Source organism: Streptomyces sp. NPDC058880, from assembly GCF_042742535.1.
Classification (GTDB): Bacteria; Actinomycetota; Actinomycetes; order Streptomycetales; family Streptomycetaceae; genus Streptomyces.
Window position 1 is genome coordinate 15,704 of the sequence record NZ_JBHYMC010000007.1, and the last position, 21,780, is coordinate 37,483.

General features: G+C 74.0%; 20 protein-coding genes. 9 read left to right on the plus strand and 11 right to left on the minus strand.

All coding sequences use genetic code 11. From position 1 onward, the window contains the following. Positions 1–87: 87 nt before the first annotated feature. Entirely contained in the window at positions 88–2,253 is a 2,166-nt protein-coding gene (gene uvrB / locus ACFW2G_RS06255; protein ID WP_384582028.1) for an excinuclease ABC subunit UvrB, read from the minus strand. 243 nt (positions 2,254–2,496) lie between these two features. Here uvrB and ACFW2G_RS06260 point away from each other — a divergent pair, with 243 nt between their 5' ends. The 3 genes from ACFW2G_RS06260 (at position 2,497) to ACFW2G_RS06270 (ending at position 5,485) form a co-directional block, all read left to right on the plus strand. Further along, positions 2,497–3,396, plus strand: a complete 900-nt coding sequence (locus ACFW2G_RS06260; protein ID WP_384454186.1) for a glycerophosphodiester phosphodiesterase — start codon at positions 2,497–2,499, stop codon at positions 3,394–3,396. A 64-nt stretch (positions 3,397–3,460) separates the two neighbouring features. Then, positions 3,461–4,024, plus strand: coding sequence for a methylated-DNA--[protein]-cysteine S-methyltransferase (locus tag ACFW2G_RS06265; RefSeq protein ID WP_384582026.1), 564 nt, complete (start codon positions 3,461–3,463; stop codon positions 4,022–4,024). Between the two features lie 165 nt (positions 4,025–4,189). Next, complete coding sequence (locus tag ACFW2G_RS06270; protein WP_037927493.1) at positions 4,190–5,485, plus strand: MFS transporter; 1,296 nt, start codon at positions 4,190–4,192, stop codon at positions 5,483–5,485. Here ACFW2G_RS06270 and ACFW2G_RS06275 read toward each other — a convergent pair. Then, the gene (locus tag ACFW2G_RS06275) at positions 5,475–5,849 is read right to left on the minus strand and encodes a cupin domain-containing protein (protein WP_384582024.1); all 375 of its coding nucleotides are present in this window, start codon (positions 5,847–5,849) and stop codon (positions 5,475–5,477) included. The genes ACFW2G_RS06270 and ACFW2G_RS06275 overlap by 11 nt on opposite strands. 461 nt (positions 5,850–6,310) lie before the next feature. Between ACFW2G_RS06275 and ACFW2G_RS06280 the strand changes: the two genes are divergently transcribed. Together ACFW2G_RS06280 and ACFW2G_RS06285 are read left to right on the plus strand one after the other, a co-directional pair. Continuing rightward, positions 6,311–7,255, plus strand: coding sequence for a pseudouridine-5'-phosphate glycosidase (locus ACFW2G_RS06280; RefSeq protein ID WP_384454193.1), 945 nt, complete (start codon positions 6,311–6,313; stop codon positions 7,253–7,255). After that, positions 7,252–8,256 (plus strand): carbohydrate kinase family protein, encoded by a 1,005-nt coding sequence (locus tag ACFW2G_RS06285; protein WP_384582022.1) that lies wholly within the window; start codon positions 7,252–7,254, stop codon positions 8,254–8,256. The genes ACFW2G_RS06280 and ACFW2G_RS06285 overlap by 4 nt, the downstream gene beginning before the upstream one ends. A 118-nt stretch (positions 8,257–8,374) precedes the next feature. Here ACFW2G_RS06285 and ACFW2G_RS06290 read toward each other — a convergent pair whose 3' ends face one another. Beyond that, on the minus strand, positions 8,375–9,022 hold the full coding sequence (locus ACFW2G_RS06290; RefSeq protein WP_384453569.1) for a uridine kinase: 648 nt from the start codon (positions 9,020–9,022) through the stop codon (positions 8,375–8,377). A gap of 93 nt (positions 9,023–9,115) precedes the next feature. Between ACFW2G_RS06290 and ACFW2G_RS06295 the strand changes: the two genes are divergently transcribed. After that, entirely contained in the window at positions 9,116–10,570 is a 1,455-nt protein-coding gene (locus ACFW2G_RS06295) for a WGR domain-containing protein (protein ID WP_384453572.1), read from the plus strand. Between the two features lie 27 nt (positions 10,571–10,597). Here the strand turns inward: ACFW2G_RS06295 and ACFW2G_RS06300 are convergent, their stop codons facing one another. Continuing rightward, positions 10,598–10,945 carry a cupin domain-containing protein gene (locus ACFW2G_RS06300; protein ID WP_384453575.1) on the minus strand — a complete coding sequence of 116 codons (348 nt, stop codon included), beginning with the start codon at positions 10,943–10,945 and terminating at the stop codon, positions 10,598–10,600. A gap of 200 nt (positions 10,946–11,145) precedes the next feature. Between ACFW2G_RS06300 and ACFW2G_RS06305 the strand changes: the two genes are divergently transcribed. Further along, a complete protein-coding gene (locus ACFW2G_RS06305) occupies positions 11,146–11,817 on the plus strand; it encodes a DUF2293 domain-containing protein (RefSeq protein WP_037926638.1) in 672 nt (223 codons plus the stop codon). Here ACFW2G_RS06305 and ACFW2G_RS06310 read toward each other — a convergent pair. Further along, on the minus strand, positions 11,810–12,496 hold the full coding sequence (locus ACFW2G_RS06310; RefSeq protein WP_037926641.1) for a chaplin: 687 nt from the start codon (positions 12,494–12,496) through the stop codon (positions 11,810–11,812). The two genes, ACFW2G_RS06305 and ACFW2G_RS06310, sit on opposite strands and share 8 nt — an antisense overlap. 126 nt (positions 12,497–12,622) lie before the next feature. Between ACFW2G_RS06310 and ACFW2G_RS06315 the strand changes: the two genes are divergently transcribed. Continuing rightward, complete coding sequence (locus tag ACFW2G_RS06315; RefSeq protein WP_384453580.1) at positions 12,623–13,171, plus strand: hypothetical protein; 549 nt, start codon at positions 12,623–12,625, stop codon at positions 13,169–13,171. On the opposite strand, the gene ACFW2G_RS06320 is transcribed toward ACFW2G_RS06315, so the two are convergent. From ACFW2G_RS06320 to ACFW2G_RS06330, 3 genes are all read right to left on the minus strand, one after another. Then, complete coding sequence (locus tag ACFW2G_RS06320; protein ID WP_384582019.1) at positions 13,152–14,354, minus strand: SWIM zinc finger family protein; 1,203 nt, start codon at positions 14,352–14,354, stop codon at positions 13,152–13,154. The two genes, ACFW2G_RS06315 and ACFW2G_RS06320, sit on opposite strands and share 20 nt — an antisense overlap. Further along, entirely contained in the window at positions 14,351–17,191 is a 2,841-nt protein-coding gene (locus ACFW2G_RS06325) for an SNF2-related protein (protein ID WP_384582017.1), read from the minus strand. Before ACFW2G_RS06325 ends, ACFW2G_RS06320 begins: the two co-directional genes overlap by 4 nt. 97 nt (positions 17,192–17,288) lie before the next feature. Further along, positions 17,289–18,638, minus strand: coding sequence for a helix-turn-helix domain-containing protein (locus ACFW2G_RS06330; protein WP_384582015.1), 1,350 nt, complete (start codon positions 18,636–18,638; stop codon positions 17,289–17,291). A gap of 134 nt (positions 18,639–18,772) precedes the next feature. On the opposite strand from ACFW2G_RS06330, the gene ACFW2G_RS06335 reads away from it, so the two are divergent. Beyond that, complete coding sequence (locus ACFW2G_RS06335) at positions 18,773–19,390, plus strand: hypothetical protein (protein WP_384453591.1); 618 nt, start codon at positions 18,773–18,775, stop codon at positions 19,388–19,390. Positions 19,391–19,477: 87 nt separating this feature from the next. Here ACFW2G_RS06335 and ACFW2G_RS06340 read toward each other — a convergent pair whose 3' ends face one another. The 3 genes from ACFW2G_RS06340 to ACFW2G_RS06350 form a co-directional block, all read right to left on the minus strand. Further along, entirely contained in the window at positions 19,478–19,873 is a 396-nt protein-coding gene (locus ACFW2G_RS06340) for a tetratricopeptide repeat protein (RefSeq protein WP_037926656.1), read from the minus strand. A 66-nt stretch (positions 19,874–19,939) separates the two neighbouring features. Next, positions 19,940–20,563 (minus strand): dephospho-CoA kinase, encoded by a 624-nt coding sequence (coaE, locus tag ACFW2G_RS06345; protein WP_037926659.1) that lies wholly within the window; start codon positions 20,561–20,563, stop codon positions 19,940–19,942. Between the two features lie 68 nt (positions 20,564–20,631). Then, positions 20,632–21,570 (minus strand): PAC2 family protein, encoded by a 939-nt coding sequence (locus ACFW2G_RS06350; RefSeq protein ID WP_037927521.1) that lies wholly within the window; start codon positions 21,568–21,570, stop codon positions 20,632–20,634. Positions 21,571–21,780 lie beyond the last annotated feature (210 nt).

Below are 21,780 nucleotides of genomic sequence, written 5' to 3' on the forward strand. Positions count from 1 at the left end.
CGCGTCCCCTCTCCGTAGCCCGCCCCAGTTGACTGGTGCGCAGCGTGTTCCTGCGGCTGTGACCCAACCCTACTGACAGCCCCCGACTCAGGCGAGGCCCGCTTCCTTCATCTGCCGGAGCTCCTTCTTCAGCTCGCCGACCTCGTCCCTGATCCGGGCCGCGACCTCGAACTGGAGCTCCGCGGCGGCCGCGCGCATGCGCTCGGTCATCTGCTCGATGAGCGAGGCGAGTTCGGCGGCCGGCCGGTCGGTGAGCACCTCGGCCGCCTTGGCCCCCTTGGCCGGTTTCGCACTCTTGGCACCCTTGGCGCCCGCCGGTGCGTGGGCCGCGAGACCGCCCAGGTCCGGAACCGGCGCCTTGGCGCCCCGGCCCTCCTTGCCCTGCCGGTATCCGGTACCGAGGAGCTGCTCGGTGTCCAGCTCCTCGCGGGCGATGGTGGCGACGATGTCGTTGATCTTCTTGCGGAGCGGCTGCGGGTCGATCCCGTTCGCCGTGTTGTAGGCGATCTGCTTCTCGCGGCGCCGGTTGGTTTCCTCGATCGCCTTCTCCATACCCAGCGTGATCTTGTCCGCGTACATGTGGACCTGGCCGGACACGTTGCGCGCGGCGCGGCCGATGGTCTGGATCAGGGAGGTGCCCGAGCGCAGGAAGCCCTCCTTGTCGGCGTCGAGGATCGCCACCAGGGACACCTCGGGCAGGTCGAGGCCCTCGCGCAGCAGGTTGATGCCGACCAGGACGTCGTACTCGCCGGCGCGCAGCTCGCGCAGCAGCTCGATGCGGCGCAGCGTGTCGACGTCGCTGTGCAGGTAGCGGACCTGGATGCCGAGCTCCAGGAAGTAGTCCGTGAGGTCCTCTGCCATCTTCTTGGTGAGGGTGGTGACCAGGACCCGCTCGTCCTTCTCCACCCGCTTGCGGATCTCGTGCACCAGGTCGTCGATCTGGCCCTCGGTGGGCTTGACCACGACCTCGGGGTCGATGAGGCCGGTGGGACGGATGATCTGCTCGACGAAACCGTCGCCGCGCGATAGCTCGTACGTGCCGGGGGTCGCCGACAGGTAGACGGTCTGGCCGATGCGCTCCTGGAACTCCTCCCACTTCAGCGGACGGTTGTCCAGCGCGGACGGCAGCCGGAAGCCGTGGTCGACCAGGGTCCGCTTGCGGGAGGCGTCGCCCTCGTACATGGCGCCGATCTGCGGGACGGTGACGTGCGACTCGTCGATGACCAGGAGGAAGTCCTCCGGGAAGTAGTCGATGAGGGTGTTGGGCGCGGAGCCCCGCTCGCGGTCGTCCATGTGCAGCGAGTAGTTCTCGATGCCGGAGCAGGAGCCGATCTGGCGCATCATCTCCAGGTCGTAGGTCGTGCGCATGCGCAGGCGCTGCGCCTCCAGCATCTTGCCCTGCTTCTCCAGCTCTCCGAGGCGCTCGGCCAGCTCGGCCTCGATGCCGGCGATCGCCTTCTCCATGCGCTCCGGGCCGGCGACGTAGTGGCTGGCGGGGAAGACGTAGAGCTCGCGGTCCTCGCTGATGACCTCGCCGGTCAGCGGGTGCAGGGTGGACAACGCTTCGATCTCGTCCCCGAACATCTCGATGCGGACGGCCAGTTCCTCGTAGACCGGGAAGATCTCGATGGTGTCGCCGCGCACTCGGAAGGTGCCGCGGGTGAAGGCCATGTCGTTGCGCGTGTACTGGATGTCGACGAAGCGGCGCAGCAGCTGGTCCCGGTCGATCTCCTCGCCCACCGTGAGCGAGACCATCCGGTCGACGTACTCCTGCGGGGTACCGAGGCCGTAGATGCAGGACACGGAGGCGACGACGATCACGTCCCGCCTGGTCAGCAGCGCATTGGTGGCGGAGTGGCGCAGCCGCTCCACCTCCTCGTTGATCGAGGAGTCCTTCTCGATGTACGTGTCCGACTGCGGTACGTAGGCCTCGGGCTGGTAGTAGTCGTAGTACGAGACGAAGTACTCGACGGCGTTGTTCGGCAGCAGCTCGCGGAACTCGTTCGCCAACTGGGCGGCCAGCGTCTTGTTCGGCGCCATGACCAGGGTGGGGCGCTGGAGCTTCTCGATCATCCAGGCGGTGGTCGCCGACTTGCCGGTGCCGGTCGCACCCAGCAGGACGACATCCTTCTCACCTGCACGGATGCGCTTCTCCAGCTCGGCGATGGCCGCCGGCTGGTCGCCGCTGGGCTGGTAGGGGCTGACGACCTCGAAAGGCGCCACCGTGCGTTCGATCTTCGATACGGGCCGCATGAGTCCACCGTACGACCCTCCACTGACACGCACGCCTCCCCGCCCGGCCGCAACGCGCTCGGTGCGGCCCGGCGGCCCGGCGGTCCGGCGGTCCGCGTCATCCGTTCTGGTCCGTTTGTCGTAGTTCGGTGGCGGCTCGGTGATCTTCAACCCCATGATCGCGGTGAAGTGCATCGCCACAACGTCTGCCGCTCCGCACCCGTCTGACGCAGGAACAGGGCTCACGACCCGAGGAGAACGCACATGTACGTCCGACCCGCCACCGCGGCCGCCGCCGCATTCCTGGGCTTCGCCCTCACCCTGCTGGGCGGGACGGCGTCGTCCGCCGCCACCGGCCCCGGATCCGCCCCCGGACCGCTGGGACTGGGCGGTCCCGTCGTGTACGCGCACCGGGGCGCCTCGGCGTACGCCCCGGAGAACACCCTCGAAGCGGTCGACCTGGCGATGCGGCTGGGCTTCGACTGGGTCGAGAACGACGTGCAGCGCACCAGGGACGGCGAACTGGTGGTGATCCACGACGACACCCTGGCCCGCACCACGGACGTCGAGCAGCTCTTCCCGGACCGCAAGCCCTGGCGGGTCAAGGACTTCACGTCGGCCGAGATCGCCCAGCTCGACGCGGGCAGCTGGTTCGGCGAGGAGTACGCGGGCGCCTCCGTGCCGACGCTGCGGCAGTACCTCGACCGGGTGCAGCGCAATCGGCAGCGGCTGCTGCTGGAGATCAAGAAGCCGGAGCTCTACCCGGGGATCGAGGAGCAGACCCTGCGGGTGCTCGGCGAGGCGGGCTGGCTCGACGCGCGGCACTCGAAGCGCCTGGTGGTGCAGAGCTTCAGTGCCGACTCCATCCGCATGGTGCACGGGCTGCGCCCCGACCTGGTGACGGCCTTCCTGGGCACTCCGGCGGTGGCGGACCTGCCGCGGTACGCGGAGTTCACGGACCGGATCAACCCGTGGCACACCACCATCTCGGCCGACTGGGTCGCGGCGGTGCACGGCCTGCTCGGGGCGCACGGCAAGGCGATGGAGGTGGACACCTGGATCGTGGACGACGCCGTGACCGCGCGGAAGGTGCGGGAGATGGGCGTCGACGGGATCATCACCAATGCCCCGGACGTGGTCCGGGAGGCGGTCGGCGGCTTCTGACGGCTGCGGGAGGGGAGGGCGGGGAGGGCGGCGGTCCGTCGGAGGAGAGCCGTACCGTGGACGCGTGGACAGCACCGAGCGGCCCCGCGGGCCGCACCTCGAATGGACCGTCGTCGCCAGCGACATCGGCCCCCTGCTCCTTGCCGCGACGCCCGAGGGGCTGGTCCGGGTCGAGTTCCACGCCGGGCCGGACCGGCTCGACCGGATGATCGGCCCGCTCGTCTCCCGGCTCGGCGCCGACGCCTGGCGGCCGGCGCCGGGCGAGGAAGTGCTGCTGGCCGCGCCGGTGCGCCAGGTGGCCGCGTACTTCGCCGGCTCGCTGCGGCGCTTCGACCTTCCGCTGGACTGGCGGCTCAGCTCCGGCTTCAACCGCCAGGTGCTCCAGGAGCTGGACCGTTCCGTGCCCTACGGCTCGGTCGTCGGCTACGGGGAACTGGCGGCCCGCGTCGGACAGCCCGGCGCCGCCCAGGCCGTGGGCAACGCCATGGGGTCGAACCCGCTGCCCCTGGTGGTGCCCTGCCACCGGGTGCTGGAGAACGACGGTGGCATCGGGGGCTTCGGCGGCGGGCTGGAGACCAAGCGGCAGCTCCTCGCCCTGGAGGGGGTGCTCCCGCAGCCGCTGTTCTGAGCCCCGTGTGACGCCCGTGACCTGCGGGCCCGACCACGACGACGGACCGGTTCCGCCGGACGGTAAGGGGTGGCACACTGCGGCGGTGACTACTGCTGCCGCCGCACCCGGCCCCACCGCGTCCCCCGCGTCCCGCGCCGCGCACCCGCGAGGGCGGTGCAGGGCGTGACCGCCGCTCCCGGCACGGACCGGACCGCCCCGCCGCTCGCCCTCGCGGACCTCGCACGACTCCGCAAGCGCACCTCCCGGGTGCTCATCGCCGGCCAGGTGCTGGGCGGGCTCGGCGTACCCATCAGCATCGCCCTGGCCCCCGTCCTGGCCACCGAGGTCAGCGGCACCGAGGCGCTGTCCGGCTTCGCGTCGACCGCCTCGGTGATCGGCACCGCCCTGGTCTCCCTGCCGCTCGCCGCCCTGATGACCGCGCGCGGCCGACGGCCCGGGCTGGTCCTGGCGTACGGGATCGGTGCCGCCGGGGCGGGCCTCGTCGTCCTCGCCGCCACGATCAAGAGCTTCCCGCTGCTGCTGCTCGGCATGGCCGCCTTCGGCGCCGCCTCCTCCGCCAACCTCCAGGCCCGCTTCGCCGCCGCGGACCTCGCCGCCCCGGACCACCGGGCCCGGGCCATCTCGGTGGTCGTGTGGGCCTCCACCCTCGGGGCGGTGCTCGGCCCCAACCTGTCCGCTCCGGCGAGCCGCAGCTTCGCCGGGACCTCCATACCCGAGACGGCGGGCCCCTTCGTGTGGGCCGCCGCCGTCTTCCTGCTGACCGGAGCGCTGATCGCCGTACTCCTGCGCCCGGACCCCCTGCTGACCGCGCGGGCGCTCGCCTCTCCCGAAGAACAGTCCCGCGAAGGCCGCTCGCTCCGCGCCGGACTCGCCGCCGTGAGGTCCTCGCCGCGGGCCCGCCTCGCCCTCCTCACCGTCGCCGTGTCCCACACCACCATGGTCTCGATCATGGTCATGACCCCGATGGACCTGAGCCACCACGGAGCCGGGCTGGAGCTCGTCGGGCTGGTGATCAGCGGTCACATCGCGGGCATGTTCGCCTTCTCCCCGCTCATGGGGTGGCTCGCGGACCGGCTCGGACGGCTCACCGTGATCGGCCTCGCCGCGGGACTGCTGTCGGTCGCCGCGCTGCTCGCGGGGACGGCGGGCGCCAGCCACGGACGGAGCGCCCTCGGTCTCTTCCTGCTGGGCCTCGGCTGGTCCGCCGGGATGGTGTCCGGCTCGGCCCTGCTGACCGACTCGGTGCCGCAGGCCGCGCGGGCCGCCGTACAGGGGCTGAGCGACCTCACGATGAACACGGCCGCGGGCGTGGGCGGAGCCGCCGCCGGCGTGATCATGTCCCAGGCGGGCTACGGCTGGCTGAACGCCGTCGGAGCCTCGCTGCTGCTGCCGATGGCGGCACTCGCCCTGTTCACCGCGCGCCGCCATCCTTCGGATTCCGGGAACGTCAGTAGCTGATGTGGTAAGCCTTGCGGAGCGTCTCGTGGACGGTCCAGACGGTCCTGTCGCCCTCCCGCAGCACGCAGGCCGAGCCGGGCCCGAGCTCCAGGGTCGCGCCGCCCTCGACCTCGACGGTGGCGCGTCCGGCGACCACCACGAACATTTCGTTCGCCTCGACGTCGGTGACCACGCCGGGGGTGATCTGCCAGATCCCGCGTACCTGCGTGCCGTCGGCGGACTCCCACAGGACCCGGCCCGTGACGACCGGATCGCCGGAGACGATCTGGACCGGGTCGAGGTCGTCGGGCTCCAGCTCGACGTCCGCCACGGTGACGGCGAAGGACGCGGGGGCGGGGGTGGCGGAGTGATCACTGCTGCTCATGGCGCGCCAGCCTAGTGCGGCCCGTCCGCCCGGCGCGCCGACCACAGCGTCCAGGAACGGACCGGCCCACGCGTCACCCTGTCCAGTGGGGCCGGGGCGCCCGGCGGTGCGGACGACCGGTGGAAGCCGGTGCCCGCCGGCGCGTTCCGGGCGGTGCACGTGGGCCCTCCTCCCGGGCGGACCGGCGGCAGGTGGTGGTCCGCCGGGCCTCGGGAACCGCCGGGTTTCGGGAACCGCTGGGTTTCGGCCGGGGCGGCGGACGTCCGGTGCGGTCGACAGGCGGGGCGGCGGGGCGTCCGCGCGGACCGCGACGCCGCGGGGGCGTCCGGGAAAAGCAGGGCCCGCGGGGCGGCGGGCCCGTGGTCGGGCCGCGCGTCCGCGGGGAGCGCTCCTCGGACAGCGTGGGGCGGGTGTGGCAGGAGTGTGTTTGGAGGCGCCGATCCCGTGCCATGGATGGGGACATGTCACAGCACAGAGCAACCGCGGCCCTGCCCGGTGGACCGGTCCTGTCGGAAGAGGTACGCGACGCGCTCGCCCAGGGCAGGCCGGTGGTGGCCCTGGAGTCGACGATCATCGCCCACGGCCTGCCCCGCCCCCGCAACCTGGAGGTGGCCCTCGAACTGGAGGGACTGGTCCGCGCGGAGGGCGCGGTTCCGGCGACGATCGCGGTCGTGGACGGGGTGGCCCGCGCGGGCCTCGACAAGACCTTGCTGGAGCGGATCGCAGCCGGCGACGGCGTGCGCAAGCTCGGTCATCGGGATCTGGCGCCCGCGCTGGCGACGGGCGCGACCGGTGCGACGACGGTGTCCGCGACGGCCTTCCTCGCGGCCGGGGCGGGACTGCGGGTCTTCGCGACGGGCGGACTGGGCGGCGTGCACCGCGAGTGGGCTCAGACACAGGACGAGTCGGCGGACCTGTCCCTGCTGGCGCGGACACGGATCACGGTGGTGTGCGCGGGCGTGAAGTCGATCCTGGACGTGCCGGCGACGTTGCAGCGGCTGGAGACGCTGGGAGTGGGGGTGCTCGGTTTCGGTACGGACCGGTTCCCCGGGTTCTACCTGGCCGACTCCGGTGAGCCGGTGGACTGGACCGTGCACCGGCCGGAGGAGGTCGCGGCGGTGATGGCCGCTCAGGACGCACTGGGAGGAACGGAGTCGGCGCTGCTGGTGGCCAATCCGGTGGCGGCCGGTGAACAGCTGGACCCGGAGCTGCACGACCGGGTCCTGGCCGAGGCCCTCGCCGCCTGCCGCGAGCAGGGGATCACAGGTCAGGCGGTGACGCCGTTCCTGCTGGGGTTTCTGGTGCGGGCGACGGGCGGAGCCTCGCTGGAGGCGAACCTGGCGGCGGTACGCGGGAACGTGCGGCTCGGTGCCCGGATCGCCCGGGCCTGGGCGGCCGTGGCATGACCGCCCCGGGGGCGCTGCTCGTGGTCGGGGACGTGGTGACGGATGTGGTGGCGATACATCCGGAGCCACTGGCTCCGGCCACCGACACCGCGGCCCGGATCCGCACCCTGCCGGGCGGCGCGGGCGCCAACGCGGCCTGTTGGGCGGCCCGTACGGGGAGCGCGGAGGTACGCCTCCTCGCGCGGGTGGGCGCCGACTCGGCACGGTGGCACGAACGGGCCCTGGTGGACGCGGGGGTGCGGCCGCAGCTGGTGATCGATCCGGAGGAGCCGACCGGGACGGTGGTGGCCCTCGTCGGCGAGGACGCCGAGCGGACGTTCCTCACGGACAGCGGGGCCTCGCTGCGGCTGTGCCCGGCGGACTGGACCCCGTCCCTGCTGGACGGGGCGGCCCACCTCCACCTGTCGGGATACCTGTTCTTCACCGACGGCAGCCGGGAGCTGGCCGCGCTCGCGCTGCGGGCGGCGCGGGCCCGCGGAGTGCCGGTGAGCGTGGACCCGGCCTCGGCCGGGTTCCTGGCGGCACTGAGCCCCCAGCGCTTCCTGGATGCCGTGGCGGGCGCGGAGGTGCTGCTGCCCAACGAGCACGAGGCCCGTCTGCTGGCCGGGCTGTCGGAGGCGGCCGGGGTGGCCCGGGCTGCGACGGCGTTGAGCCGGCGGGTGCCGCTGGTGGTGGTGACCCGGGGCCCGGCGGGGGCTCTGGTGGCCGAGCGCGGCCGGATCACGGCCGAGGTGGCGGCCGTGGAGCCGGGCGGGGAGGTGGTGGACTCCACGGGCGCCGGCGATGCCTTCACCGGCGCCTTCCTGGCGGCCCGCCTGGAAGGCTCGGACCCCCCGGAAGCGGCGCGCGCGGGCTGCCGCGCGGCCGCCCGGGCCATCACCCGCCCGGGCGGCCGCCCGCAGCCCGTCCCGGCGGAAGCCCCGAGCGCGGACGGGGGCGGATCCCGGCCCTCCCTCCGCCGGCGTTTCGGGCGCCGCTCCGGCAGCCGCCCCGACGGCTGAGGCCGGGACCGCGACAGCGTCCGGCACCCCGGCCCCGCAGGCGTGGGCCCGGCCGGGCCCGGGGGTCGGGGCGGACAGCGGGCTCGCCCAGCGGCAGCGGCACCACCGCAGCCCCGCGTCACCGCTCCCGGATCCCCGTCCAGGCGGGATGCCTGGGATCGTCGGCCCGGACCACCACATCGGCGGCCGAAGCCGGATCCGTCTCGGCCTCGTACCGGGCGAACGCTTCCCCCGTCCACCGCTCGGACTCCTCCGTCCGCCGCGCGAGCGCCCCGGCCGACAGGCGTACGTGGACGCTCAGGTCGAAGGGGAACCACCGCCCCAGCAGCAGCGGCCCGTGCACCAGCAGCACTCCGCCGGCGGGGAGCTCGACGTAGGGGCTGCGGGTAGCCCGGTCGGTCACCGGATCCCACAGGTCGGGCAGCACCCGTCCCGTCCCCCCGGGATCGGTCGGTCCGAACACCTCCCGCCAGAGAGCGGCCGTGTCGTACCAGCCGTCCAGGTACGCGTCCACGTCCCGGCGGCCGAACTCGAAGCGGAGGGAGGCCGGCCGCAGGAAACCGCCGGTCGGCACGACCAGTACCGGGCGCCCGCGCAGTTTCAGCTCCTGCGCGAGCAGACCGGCGAGGGTGCCGGTGTCCGCCGCGGGTGCGCCGTCGATGCCCACGCGCTGTCGACCGTCCGGCCCGGGGCCTTCGGCGGGTTCGCAGAGGTGGCCGGCGAGTCGCTCGGCCATCCGCTGCCATGTGATCGCTTCCCACTGCACCGGCCCATTGTCAGTGGTCGGTCCTAGCTTTTCCCACGAGGGACCACCGCGGAACAAGGCGCTGGTGGCCCGGCTTTCGGGGAGGGGTCTGTCATGGCTCGGGAGACGACGTATCTGGAGCTGTCGCAGGACGGCGGCGGGGCGCACAAGTTCTACGAGGTGACCGTGGACGGCACGGCCGTCTCGGTGCGCTACGGCCGCATCGGCGCGTCCGGCCAGCTGCAGAGCTCCTCGTTCCCGACCGCCGAGAAGGCCCGGGCGGCTGCCGCCAGGAAGATCGGCGAGAAGGTCCGCAAGGGATACGCCCCGGCCGTGCAGGGTCAGCGCGCCGCCCGGGCGGTGACACGCCGCCAGGTGGCCTCGGCGCCGTCGACGGCGCGTGCCGTCGCCCCGGTGCTGTGGCGCTTCCGTACCGGTTCCGCGGCCTTCGGGATCCACGTCGACGAGGACCGCTGCTGGGTCGGCAACCAGGCCGGAGACGTGTACACGCTGAGCCACGGCGGTGAGGTGCTGGCCCGCTATTCCCTGCCGGACGGGGTGAAGTGCCTGGTGGCGGACGAGTTCTGGATATACGCGGGCTGTGACGACGGCACGGTGTACGACCTGTCGTCGAAGGTCCCCTTCGGTGCCTACGCCATCGCGGCGGACGTGGACATCTACTGGCTGGACATCCACGAGGGCGTGCTCAACGTGTCCGACGCGAACGGCGGTCTGACCGTCATCGACCACGAGGACGAGCACCAGTGGTCACGGAAGTCCTCGGGGAGCGGTGCGTGGATGGTCCGGGCCGACGAGCGGGCGGTCTACCACGGGCATAGCGCCGGAGTGACGGCCTACGCGGCCGACGGCACCGGGCAGGTGTGGCACAGCGCCACCCCCGGCGGAGTCCTGTTCGGCTGGCAGGAGGAGCACTCGGTGTACGCGGGTACGGTCCGCAACACGGTGCAGCGGCTGTCGAAGGCCACCGGGGCCACGGAGGCCACTTACCGGTGCGACGCGGCGGTGTACGCGTGCGCGACCTCGCCGGACGGCCGCCACGTCTTCGCGGGCGACTCTTCCTCCTCGGTCTACTGCTTCGACGCGGACGGGCGCCGGCTGTGGAAGCTGGGAACCGGCGGCGGGTCGGCGCTGTCGATGCAGTACCTGGACGGACGGCTCTACCTCGTCACCACGGACGGCTCGCTGGTCTGCGTGGACGCGAGCGAGCAGGCGATCGCGGCGGCCCAGCAGGGGGCGGTGCCCGCACCGGTGGACGTCAAGTCCGCAGCCGCGCTGCCGGTGTTCACCCCGGCCGCTTCGGCCTCGGCGGTGGCGACGGTCTCGATGGCCGCGGTGGCCTCGGACCCGGCGGGCGGCGTGGTCGTGGAGTGCGTCCAGCAGGGCGGCCGGGTACGGGTGCAGGTGGTGTCGGGCGGCTTCGAGTCGTCCTGGAACGTGCAGTTCCCGCGGGGCATCAGGGAGGTCGGCGCCCGGTACGTGGTCGACGGCCTGCACGCGGCATCGGGCGGCTTCTACCGGGTGCGCGGGGAGATACGCCGACTGGTCTGAGCTCGGCCGGCCCGCTCGGGCGACGGGTCAGCGGGGGTGCTGCCGGCAAACCTCCGGGGTGGCACCGGAGGGAGCCGGCGTGGGTATGGAGAACGCGGTCCCCTCGGGCAGCCGGGGGGTCACGTGGAGTACGACGGGCTCGGTGCCGAGGTTGTGGCCCAGGTGTATGTGACCGATGCCCGCGGGTTCCACGAAGGCGGTTCCGGGCCGGTGCACTTCGACGCTGAGGTCGTGCAGGACCCGGGTGAGGGTGCCCGCGAGGACGACTGCTTCGAGCCGGGTCCGGTGGTAGTGCCAGCCGGTGCAGGCGCCGGGCGGAATGACGATCTCGTGGCCCGCCGGGACCGTCGTGACGCATGCTCTTCCGGTGCTCATGCCGAAACCGGTCACCGGCGGCCTCGCTGTCGTCGTCCGCTGCGCTCCCATGTGCTCCTCCTCCGTGGTCCGGGCCCGTTCGGCCGTCGGTCCCGTGACCACCGTAGGAGTGATCAGGCCGATCCCGGAAGAGTCGGCCAAACCTCAACCTCCCGTCCCCACCAGGTGATACGAGACGCTCAGGGCGGTATCACACCCGTATGAGCCTGGTCGTTTTCGAGTCTGCGAAGCAGATCCACTGCGCGGAGTGCCGGCGGGGTCCGCTCCGGCACCTGGTCCGCGAGGCTGGCGTGCCCCGGTGCCTGGACTGTGCGGATCTGGGGCATCTCGTCTACCTCCCGCGAGGGGACGCAGCACTCACCCGGCGGTCTCGCGAGGCGAGTTCGCTCTGCGCCGTCGTGGTGCGCTTCAACCGGCGGCGCCGCCGGTACGAGCGTCTCGGGCTCCTCGTCGAGGACGCCGCCCTGGCCGACGCGGAACGCGCATGCCTCGCGGACTCCGAGGCGCGGGCGCGCCGACGGGAGCGCGACCGGCTGCGCCGTGCGGCGCAGGACGTGCGGTTCACGGCGGCCTTCGCGGCCGAGATCGTGCGGCTGTTCCCCGGCTGCCCGGCCGACCGGGCCGTGGCGATCGCCACCCATGCCTCGGTGCGCGGGAGCGGCCGGGTGGGCCGCAGCGCGGCGGGCCGGGCCCTGGACGAAGCCGCGGTCTCGGTGGCGGTGCGGGCGGCGGTGCGACACACCGACACCGAGTACGACGCCCTGCTGATGGCGGGTGTCCCCCGCTTCGCGGCCCGCGCACGGCTGGCCGCGCGGATCGACGCCGTCCTGGACGGATGGCGCGCCATACCCGAGCAGCGGAACGCTAGTTGAGCCGGAACCGGCGGTAGAGGAGGACACCGCCAAGGAGCAGGGCCCCGCCCGCGGGCAGCAGGTAGCCGGCGCCGTCGGCGCCGGTGTGGGCGAGCGCCTCACCGGGCCGCGGGGGCTGCGCCTCGGTGACCGGGACGACGGGTGCGGCGGGGGTGACCGGAGTGACCGGGGTGACCGGCTTCTCAACGACGGGCGGCTGGACCGGCTTGCCTTCGGTGGGCTTCTCGACGTTGACGGAGGTGTTGCCGTGCGCGGGGTTGCCGATGCCGACCACGTTGACGGAGTTGCCGCTGGCGTTCAGCGGCAGGTTGACGGGCAACTGAATGCCATTGCCTGACAATACGCCTGGAGAATCCTTTCCGCGCCCCTCTGCCACCGCGCCCCCGCCGTTCCCTCCGCCCTGCTGCGACGCGTCCGCCCCGCCACCGCCCGACGCGTTGGCGCAGCGGTTCCCGGCCGCGGGGTTCAGCACGCCGACGACGTTCACGGTGTTCCCGCAGACGTTCACCGGCAGGTCCACGGGCAGCTGGACGAGATTCCCGGAGAGCAGACCCGGCGATCGCTCGGCCTTGCCATCGGCGTCCGCGTCGGCGTGGGCGAGTCCGCCCACACCCGCGACGGCTAGGCCGCCACCTGCAACGACCGCCGCGATCAGACCACTTCGACGACTGTGACGCATCACTTTCCCTGCCTTCCGATGGATTTGCGGGGCCTCGCCCGCACCGGAAACAACGCCCCCAAACCCATACGGGTTATAGAAGCGGTAGGCATTTCACTCAATCGTGTACGGGGTACTGGGTACTTCATGACCGCACGACCGCTCCTCCTCCTCGACGTCGACGGACCGCTCAACCCCTTCCGGTCCCTCTCCGCCGGACTGCGCGGGTACCGGAGCCACCGCATGTGGCCGGACGTCTGGCTCTCCTACCGCGATCCGGAGACCCGCAGGGCCCGACGCGGGGCGCGGGTCCGCCTCCACCCCTCCCACGGCGCCCGGCTGCTGGCCCTGCCCTTCGAGATCGCCTGGGCCACGGCCTGGACGCATCAGGCCAACACCCTGATCTCCCCACACATCGGGCTCCCCGGCGACCTGTCCGTCGTCGAATGGCCCGAACTGTTCGCCGAGGATCCCGACGGCCTCTCCTGGAAGACCCGGCATCTGAGGGACTGGGCGGCGGGCCGCCCCTTCGCCTGGGTCGACGACATGATCACCCCGCGGGACCGGGAATGGGTCGCCGCCCACCATCCGGCGCCGGCCCTGCTGCTGCGCGTCCACCCGCGCCACGGCCTGCGGGACCGCGACTTCACCGCGCTGACCCGCTGGGCGGAGGGCCTCAGCCCAGCAGGGCGCTGACCGGGTCCGCGGAGGGCCGGCCCGTGGGCCACCAGTCGTCGTCGCCCGGACGGGACTCGTAGGCGTACCAGAGGGCGTCTCGGCCGAGCCGCAGCTGGCGGGTGCGGGCCGTCAGGCGGTTGCGTTCGGGGCGGAAGGGGCCCTGCGCCGCGGCGAGGAGCGCCGGGCGGGCCCGGTCGAAGGGGCCGGCCGGCGGATCCCAGGCCTCTTCGAGCGCGGCCAGGGCGGGGCGGCCGCCCTGGCGCCAGGCCGCCGCGGCCCGCGCGAGGTCGGTGGTGGTGCGCCCGGTGGCGCGGGCCAGGTCCCGGTAGAGGGTGCGGGCCGTACCGGTCAGGCCCGACGTGGGCTCGGCGGAGGCCCGCCGTACGGCGTCCTGCCAGAGGGAGAGCCCGGCGACCGGGTCCTCGCCGGTGGTGAGCAGTGCGAGGGCGCGGGCGGCGGCGTCGGAGGCGAGCTGGTCGAGGGCCAGCGGGTCCGGCGCCGCCGGGTCGGCCGGGCAGGCGGGTGGCAGACCCACCGCCGCGGGCGCGCTGAGCGGCATCGGCAGCGGCAGCACCGCACGGGCGCATGCCTCCCGGGCCGCGACACCGGGGAAGGCCGCTGCCGCACCGGGCTGTTCGCGTGCCGCGTGGGCGGCGTTGCGGCGGGTGAGGTCCGCCAGGAGCTCCCGCTCGCCGCGGCCGCGCAGGAGCAGCAGGACGAAGGGGTCGGCGTCGAGGAGACGGGCCGCGCGGTAGCAGAGGGCGGCGGCGTGCTTGCACGGCGGACGCCCGAAGTCCGGGCAGGAGCAGTGCGGGACGAGCTCGCCCGCCCCGGGCAGCACGGTTCCCGCCAGCGTCTGCGGGACCTCGCGCTCCAGGAGGGAGCCGAGTGCCGCCGGGTCAGCGGCCACCTCCTCCAGCAGCCCGCTCCACTCCGGGTCCGCGAAGGCGGGCAGGGTCAGCTCGGTGCGGTACGGGCGGGGTCTGCTACCCCGGACGTACGCAACGATCCGGCCGGGTGTGACGGTCACCGCGTCGACCCGCCCGGCGGCGGCGTACGCACGACCGCGGGCCAGGCGGGCCGGGTCGCCGGAGGCCGCCTCCAGGGCGGACACCCAGGCGCGGCCCCACCAGCTCACCGCCTCCGCCCCGGCAGGCACGGTCTCGAAGGTGCGGCGGCGGTCGTCCCGCGCGGTGATCATGTGGGCCTCCGCAGGGAGACGAGGTCGGCGAGCTCGCGGTCGGTCAGCTCGGTGAGCGCCGCCTCGCCCGAGCCGAGGACGGCGTCGGCCAGGGCACGCTTCGCCTCCAGCATCTCGGCGATGCGGTCCTCGACGGTGCCCTCGGCGATGATGCGGTGGACCTGTACGGGCCTGGTCTGACCGATGCGGTAGGCGCGGTCGGTGGCCTGTTCCTCGACGGCCGGGTTCCACCAGCGGTCGAAGTGGACGACGTGTCCGGCCCGGGTGAGGTTCAGGCCGGTGCCGGCGGCCTTGAGGGACAGCAGGAAGACGGGGACCTCACCGGCCTGGAAGCGGTCGACGAGCTCCTCCCGGCGCGCGACCGGGGTGCCGCCGTGCAGGAGCTGCGAGGCGATCCCGCGGGCCGACAGGTGCCGTTCGATAAGCCGGGCCATCGTCACGTACTGCGTGAAGACCAGCACCGATCCGCCCTCGGCGACGATCGTGTCGAGCAGCTCGTCCAGCAGGGCGAGCTTGCCGGAACGGTGCGGAAGCCGGGGCCGCTCCTCCTTCAGGTACTGCGCGGGGTGGTTGCAGATCTGTTTGAGCGAGGCCAGCAACTTCATGATCATGCCGCGTCTCTCGATGCCCTCGCTGGACTCGATCACGGCCATCGCCTCGTCCACCGCGGCCTGGTAGAGGGAGACCTGCTCCCGGGTGAGGGACACCGGGTGGTCGGTCTCCGTCTTCGGCGGCAGCTCGGGCGCGATACCGGGGTCGGACTTTCTGCGCCGCAGCAGGAACGGCCGTACGAGCGCGGACAGTCGGGCGACCGCGGCCTCGTTGCCGCCGTCCTCGGCCTGCTGGTGCTCCACCGGGCGGGCGTGCCGGGCCCGGAAGGCGGTCAGCGGACCCAGCAGTCCCGGTGTGGTCCAGTCGAGCAGCGCCCACAGCTCGGAGAGGTTGTTCTCCACCGGGGTGCCGGTCAGCGCCACCCGGGCCGGCGCGGGGATGGTGCGCAATGCCTTGGCGGTCGCCGAGTGGGGGTTCTTCACGTGCTGTGCCTCGTCGGCGACGACCATGCCCCAGCGCTGTCCGGCGAGCTGGACGGCGCTGGCGCGCATCGTGCCGTAGGTGGTGAGCACGAACCCGCCCTCGCAGGACGTCAGGTCATCGGTGCTGCGGCCGCCGCCGTGGAAGCGGCGCACGGGGGTGCCGGGTGCGAACTTTCCGATCTCGCGCTGCCAGTTGCCCAGGAGGGAGGCCGGGCAGACCACGAGCGTGGGCTCGCGGCGGTCCCGGTGCAGATGGAGTGCGATGAGGGTGACGGTCTTGCCCAGGCCCATGTCGTCGGCGAGGCAGCCGCCGAGACCCAGCGAGGTCATCAGGTCCAGCCAGGCCAGGCCGCGTGCCTGGTAGTCGCGCAGGGTGGCCCTGAGGGCAGGGGGCTGCGGGAGCGGGACCGGTTCCCCGGTCAGCCGCTCCCGGAGGGCCGCCAGCGCGCCCACGGGCACCGCCTCGACCTGCTCGCCGTCGGCCTCGGCCGTCCCCGACAGGACGGCGGCCAGCGCGTCCACCGGTTCCAGCAGGCCCAGTTCGCGGCGGCGCGCCTTGCGGACCAGCTCCGGGTCCACCCGCACCCACTGGTCCCGCAGCCGGACGACGGGTCGGTGGGCCTGCGCCAGCGCGTCCATCTCGCCCGGGGTCAGCCGGTCACCGCCCAGGGCCAGTTCCCAAGAGAAGGCGAAGAGGTGTTCCGCGTCGAAGAAGGCGGTCCCGTCGATGGCGGACCCGGGCGCGGTGGACCGTACGACGGCGGTCGCGGACAGCGTACGGGCCAGGTCCCGCGGCCAGTGGACGACGACCCCGGCTGCCGCCAGGCGGTCCGCGGCCACCCCCAGCAGATCCTCCAGCTCCGGGTCGGACAGGGCCAGGGCGTCGGGCACGGCCTGGTCCAGCAGCCTCAGCAGCGGCGGCCAGACCCGCGCGGCCCGGCGCAGCGCGAGCACGGCGTCGATCCGGGCGCGGGGTCCGAAGCCGACGCCGGCCGTCCCGGCCCACAGCTGCCCGGCATCGGTGACCAGCGTCGGGTCGGCGAGGCTGTGCACCTGGACGACGGCGGCGCCGGCACGGCGGGTCTCCTCCCCCTCGGCCGCGTCGAAGACGCGGAAGGAGGACAGGTCCAGCCTGAGCGAGAGCCCGACCCCGGCATCGGCCCCGGCCGCGACCTGCGCGGCCCACTCCCGCAGGCCGGGCACCCGCTGCGGTTCCCGGGCGGCGAACGGCCGCCCGGCGGCGACGGCCGCGGCCGGGGTGCGGGGCAGGCTATCGGCGACGGCATCGAGGAAGGCGCGTACCAGCGCTTCCGGTTCGGGCAGTTGGAGCGGGCGGCGTCCGGCGAGCGGCGTCGCGTATCCCTCGTGGGGCAGGGCGGCGGCGACCGCCCTCAGGTGGGCGAGGTCGGCGGCTTCGAGCGGGCCGGCACGCCACGCGTCGACACCCTCGGGGGTGAGCCCGGGAAGGAGACGGCCGCGCGCGGCCAGGGTGAGGGCCTGTGTGGCGGCGGTGCCCCAGGCCCGGGTGGCGGGGTGCGCGGCGGGGTTGCGGGGGGCCCGCGCGAGCAGCGGCAGGGCGGCGTCGACTCCGAAGGCCACCGCGGGCACGGTCCTGCTGCGGACCGCGCTGCCGTGCGGTCGTACGACGGTGAGCCGGTCCGGTGTGCCCGCCTCGGGCAGCGGGCCGCCCTCCGGCGACCAGAAGGCGACCCGCCCTTGCCGGGGGACGGCGGCGGGCAGGAAGACGGCTGCACAGCGCAGCAGCGCGGATTCCTGCGGCATCGGCCGCGTCTGCGCCGTCATGCCGTCCCCCTCTCCCCCTCGATGTCCTCCGGGACCTGCCGGACCCTTCCCCACGAGTCTAGGCGCGACCGCCGACAAAGCCCTCTGACCTGCGAATTCAGCGCGCCCAGCGCCCCTGTTCCAGGGCGTATCCGTAGACCGGCCGGCCGGTGGCGGCGCTGGTGCGCAACGGACGGCCGCCGTCGTCGATGCGCAGGGTGCCCGAGCCGGCCGGTGAGGACCACCTCAGGTCCAGGGACCAGTCGCAGTCGCAGCCCGTGGTGGCCGCCTCCACCCGCAGGACGGCCGGTTCCGCGGCCGAGACCCGCATCGGGAACGCCGGGGCCGGCAGTCGCTTGCCGGAGTCGTTACCGGCGACGGGCCGGGCCAGCGGGCGGGGCGCGTCCAGGTTGACGGCGAAGACGGCCGGGGTGAGACCGCCGCCGCAGCCCTGGGACATCTGGTACACGTTCCATGCGGGCGGTGTGCGGCGGGCCGCCACCCGAACCTCCAGGCCTTCCAGGACCACCGCTCCCCCGCCCGTGCCGTGCAGCGTGACCTCCACGGTCTGGTTCCCGGCGTGCACGGCGCGCTGGGCCGACGCCCAGGCCGGCGCGTCCGCCTCCACGGGCGGCGGGGGCACCGCCGCGGGCCCCCGCTCGGCCAGGTAGGCGTGGTCGCAGCCCGCGGCCCACACGTGCGGGCGCACCGCCGCCCGGAGGGGGGCCGCCTGCGTCCGGCCGGGGCCCGGCGGCGAGGCGGAGGGCGGGGTCGCGTCCGGGTCCCCCGGCGGCGGGCCCGGCGCAGGTCCCGTGGCCGGCCCCGTCGGAGCCGCTCCCGCCTCCGACGGGGACGCCGCGGCCGGAGCGGATCCCGAAGGGCCGCCCGTACCGGCTACCGGGCCCCGCCCGGGTGCGGTGCGCGGTGTCCCCGGGTCGGGTCCGGTCAGCGCCAGCAGCGTCACGGCCACCGCACCGGCCGCCAGCCCCGCGGCGGCGGCCACGGCCGCCCTGCGCCGGTGCCGGGACGACCGCAACGGCGGCTCCACCACCACGTCCGGGCCCTCCGGCGCGGCCTGCTCCGGCGGGGCGTCCGGCACCGGATGCGGTGCCGGTGCGGGTGCCGGTGCGGGTGCCGGTGCGGGTGCGGGTGCGGGTGCAGTTTCCGGATCCGGTGCCGCGGCCGCGGCGCGCCGCCGCGCGTCCGCCAGGAGCCACGCCCGGTGCAGGTCCACCGCCTCCGCCGCCGAAGCCCCGCAGGCCCGCGCGAAGCGGTCCACCACCGCGAACTCCGCGGGCAGCGCCGCCCCGTTGCAGTAGCGGTGCAGCGTCGACGTACTGGTGTGCAGCCTGCGCGCCAGCACGCCGTAACTCAGCCCGCCGCGGTCCTTCAGTTCTCGCATCCGCCGCGCGAAGTCCTCGGCCTCACTCACGGTGTCCCCGTCCCCCGTCCCATCGCTCCGTTCCATGCATGAGGTGTTCCCCCAGGTGACAGTGCGTACGGGCGTTCCAGTGTCCCGGTTTCGCCCCGAACCCTGGCCCCGCGCCCCGGCCGGGGAACAGCCTGGACAGGCACACCGACACCTTCACGGGGAGAGCCCACATGTTCCGACGTACCGACACCGCCGCCGCCCTCGCCACCGCACTGGTCGCGGCGGCCGCCACCCTCGTCCTCACCGCCCCGACCTCCGCCGCGGCCCCCGGCGCGCCCGGCTTCCTGGCCGGCACCGACCTGCCGCCGCACCCGACGTCCCCCTGGTACGCCGGCGAGATCACCAGGGGGCTGCCCGAGACGGCTCCGTTCTGCCTGGACGGCGTGCTGCCGCGGGCGGGCGGCTGGCACCGGGAGTTCGGCACCGAGTACGACACCGGCGCCGTCCAGGTGTCCGTGCGCGCCGCCTCCCCCTCCGCGGCCGCCAAGCTCGCCGGCAGGCTGGAGCGCAGGGTCGCCGCCTGCGCCGCCGACTGGCTGCGTACGACCCCGGGCGGCACGGCCTCCTGGCAGGACTACGGGACCCTCCCGGTCGAGGAGGGCGCGCACGTCTACGGGGTCCACACCTCGATCCCGGAGTCCGAGCCGGGCGTGCACCTCTATGGGATCGGACGCGACGGTTCCACCGTGACCGTCGTGAAGTGGAGCCAGATGGGCGACCTGTCGCAGGCCCCGGTCGCCGCCTTCAGGAAGACGACCGGCACGGCTGTGAACAAGCTCAACCCGTAGCCCGGCGGGCATCCGGAACCGGGCGGACCGGCCGCGCGGCGCCACGGCCGGCGCACGGCACCGGCCGGATCAGGCAGCTCGGCCGGATCAGGCCGGTCCGGCCTGCTCCTCGAAGCGGGCCGCCGCCAGGTATTCCGGCTGCGGGTCGAGGGCCGCGGCCAGCCGGAAGTGCTTGCGCGCCTGCTCGGGCCGCCCCGCTCGCTCGTGCGTGCGGGCCAGCGCGAAGTGGGCGAAGGCGTTGTCCGGCTCGCGCTCCAGGACGAGCTCGAACTCCAGCTCGGCCGGGCGCAGTTGGGCGGCGGCGAAGAAGGCCCGGGCGCGCAGCAGGCGGGCCGCCGTGTTCTCCGGGTGGGCGGCCACGACCGAGTCGAGCAGCTTGACCGCGCCGCGCGGGTCGCGTGCGGCGAGCAGCTGCTCGGCCGCCCGGAAGTCGATGACGTGTGTTTCCGGGCTGGACGGTGTGGGACGCGCGGTCTCGGACACGGTATGGATCCTTCCCTCTGCCGGAGCCTTCAACGCCCCCACCCCGCCCGCTATTCCATGCACACGTCAAGCAGTCCCAGCGCCCGGAGCTCGGCCCGAGGCCCGCTCGGTGAGCTCCTTCCACACCCTGCGCACCTGCGGCTCCAGCGCGTCCAGCGGCCCGTCGTTGTCGATCACGAGGGTGGCCACCGCGAGGCGCTCCTCGCGCGTGGCCTGCGCGGCCATTCGGGCCCTGGCCTCCTCCTCGGCCATGGCGCGCAGCCCGGTCAGCCGGGCCAGCTGCGTCGACGGGGCCGCGTCCACCACGACCACCAGGTCGTAGAGGGGTGCGAGGCCGTTCTCGGTGAGCAGCGGCACGTCGTGGACGACGATGGCGTCGGGGCCCGCGGCGGCTTCCAGTTCGGCGGACCGGGCGCCGACCAGCGGGTGCACGATCGCGTTGAGCGTCCGGAGCTTGTCCTCGTCCGCGAACACGATGGATCCCAGCCCGGGCCGGTCCAGCGTGCCCTCGGGGGTCAGCACCTCCCGCCCGAAGGCCGCCACGATCGCCGCGAGCCCGGGCGTACCGGGCTCCACCACCTCGCGCGCGATCCGATCGGCGTCGACGACGACCGCCCCGTACCCCGCCAGCAGCCGCGAGACCTCGCTCTTGCCGGCACCGATTCCGCCCGTCAGGCCCACTTTCAGCATGACCCGCAGCTTAGGCCCCCGTACAGCCGTGCGGGAGCCGCGGGGCGGAGGACTCGGGGGCGGCGGGTTCAGCCCTCGCCCTCGCGCTCCGCCAGGAACCGCTCGAACTCGCGGCCGATCTCGTCCGCCGACGGCAGCTCCGCCGGCTCGGCGATCATGTTGCCCCGGGTCTGGGCCCCGGCGGCGGCGTCGTACTGGTGCTCCAGCCCCTGCACCAGGCCGACCAGCTCCTCGTCGCCCTCGCGGATCTGCCGGTCGATCTCGGTCTGCGTACGGTGTGCCTCGGTCCGCAGGGCGTGCGCCACGGCCGGCAGCACCAGTCCGGTCGCCGCCGTGATGGCCTCCAGCACCGTCAGCGCGGCGTCCGGGTACGGGGAGCGCGCCACGTAGTGCGGCACGTGTGCGGCGACGCCGAGGACATCGTGCCCGGCCTGGGACAGACGGAACTCCACCAGCGATTCGGCACTGCCGGGCACCTGGGCCTCGTCGAAGGGGCTGCGGTGGCCGGGCATGAGGTCGGTCCGGTTCCCGTGCGGGGTGATGCCGACGGGCCGGGTGTGCGGGACGCCCATCGGGATGCCGTGGAAGTTGACCGAGAGACGGACCCCGAGACGCTCGACGATCTGCCGGACGGCGACGGCGAAGCGCTCCCACTCCACGTCCGGCTCCGGGCCGGACAGCAGCAGGAACGGCGCCCCGGTGGCGTCCTGGACCAGCCGGACCTCCAGCCGCGGCTCCTCGAACTCCGCCCAGTGGTCGCGCTGGAAGGTCAGCAGCGGGCGGCGCGCCCGGTAGTCCACGAGCCGGTCCGCGTCGAAGCGGGCGACCACCTGGTGGGGCAGGGTGTCCAGGAGCCGGTCGACGATCTGCTCGCCGGCCTCTCCCGCGTCGATGTACCCCTCGAAGTGGTACAGCATGACCAGCCCGGCCGAGTCCTGGGCGACCGCCAGGTCGGCCACCGCCAGACCCTTGGCATCCCATTCGTACAAGCCCTGTGGATCAAGCACCGCCACCACTCCTCCTCGTCTCGTTCTCTGCCAAGAACGTCCGAGGCTGCGCGGCCATTCCCCGGCCGGGCCCCTTCACAGGAACGGAATGGATCACACGGGCCACCGCCACCGCGGGAATCCCGCCGGGAACGCGGTGAGGCCCGCCCCCCGAAGGGGACGGGCCTCACCGTCGTACTGGGTCAGCTCTGCTCACACCGGGGTGCGATG

Excerpts from the sequence above, each read along its gene's own strand:
- uvrB (WP_384582028.1), bottom strand. The coding sequence starts at position 2,253 with ATGCGGCCCGTATCGAAGATCGAACGCACGGTGGCGCCTTTCGAGGTC.
- ACFW2G_RS06260 (WP_384454186.1), top strand. The coding sequence starts at position 2,497 with ATGTACGTCCGACCCGCCACCGCGGCCGCCGCCGCATTCCTGGGCTTC.
- ACFW2G_RS06275 (WP_384582024.1), bottom strand. The coding sequence starts at position 5,849 with ATGAGCAGCAGTGATCACTCCGCCACCCCCGCCCCCGCGTCCTTCGCC.
- ACFW2G_RS06280 (WP_384454193.1), top strand. The coding sequence starts at position 6,311 with ATGTCACAGCACAGAGCAACCGCGGCCCTGCCCGGTGGACCGGTCCTG.
- ACFW2G_RS06285 (WP_384582022.1), top strand. The coding sequence starts at position 7,252 with ATGACCGCCCCGGGGGCGCTGCTCGTGGTCGGGGACGTGGTGACGGAT.
- ACFW2G_RS06295 (WP_384453572.1), top strand. The coding sequence starts at position 9,116 with ATGGCTCGGGAGACGACGTATCTGGAGCTGTCGCAGGACGGCGGCGGG.
- ACFW2G_RS06300 (WP_384453575.1), bottom strand. The coding sequence starts at position 10,945 with ATGAGCACCGGAAGAGCATGCGTCACGACGGTCCCGGCGGGCCACGAG.
- ACFW2G_RS06305 (WP_037926638.1), top strand. The coding sequence starts at position 11,146 with ATGAGCCTGGTCGTTTTCGAGTCTGCGAAGCAGATCCACTGCGCGGAG.
- ACFW2G_RS06310 (WP_037926641.1), bottom strand. The coding sequence starts at position 12,496 with ATGCGTCACAGTCGTCGAAGTGGTCTGATCGCGGCGGTCGTTGCAGGT.
- ACFW2G_RS06315 (WP_384453580.1), top strand. The coding sequence starts at position 12,623 with ATGACCGCACGACCGCTCCTCCTCCTCGACGTCGACGGACCGCTCAAC.
- ACFW2G_RS06320 (WP_384582019.1), bottom strand. The coding sequence starts at position 14,354 with ATGATCACCGCGCGGGACGACCGCCGCCGCACCTTCGAGACCGTGCCT.
- ACFW2G_RS06325 (WP_384582017.1), bottom strand. The coding sequence starts at position 17,191 with ATGACGGCGCAGACGCGGCCGATGCCGCAGGAATCCGCGCTGCTGCGC.
- ACFW2G_RS06330 (WP_384582015.1), bottom strand. The coding sequence starts at position 18,638 with ATGGAACGGAGCGATGGGACGGGGGACGGGGACACCGTGAGTGAGGCC.
- ACFW2G_RS06335 (WP_384453591.1), top strand. The coding sequence starts at position 18,773 with ATGTTCCGACGTACCGACACCGCCGCCGCCCTCGCCACCGCACTGGTC.
- coaE (WP_037926659.1), bottom strand. The coding sequence starts at position 20,563 with ATGCTGAAAGTGGGCCTGACGGGCGGAATCGGTGCCGGCAAGAGCGAG.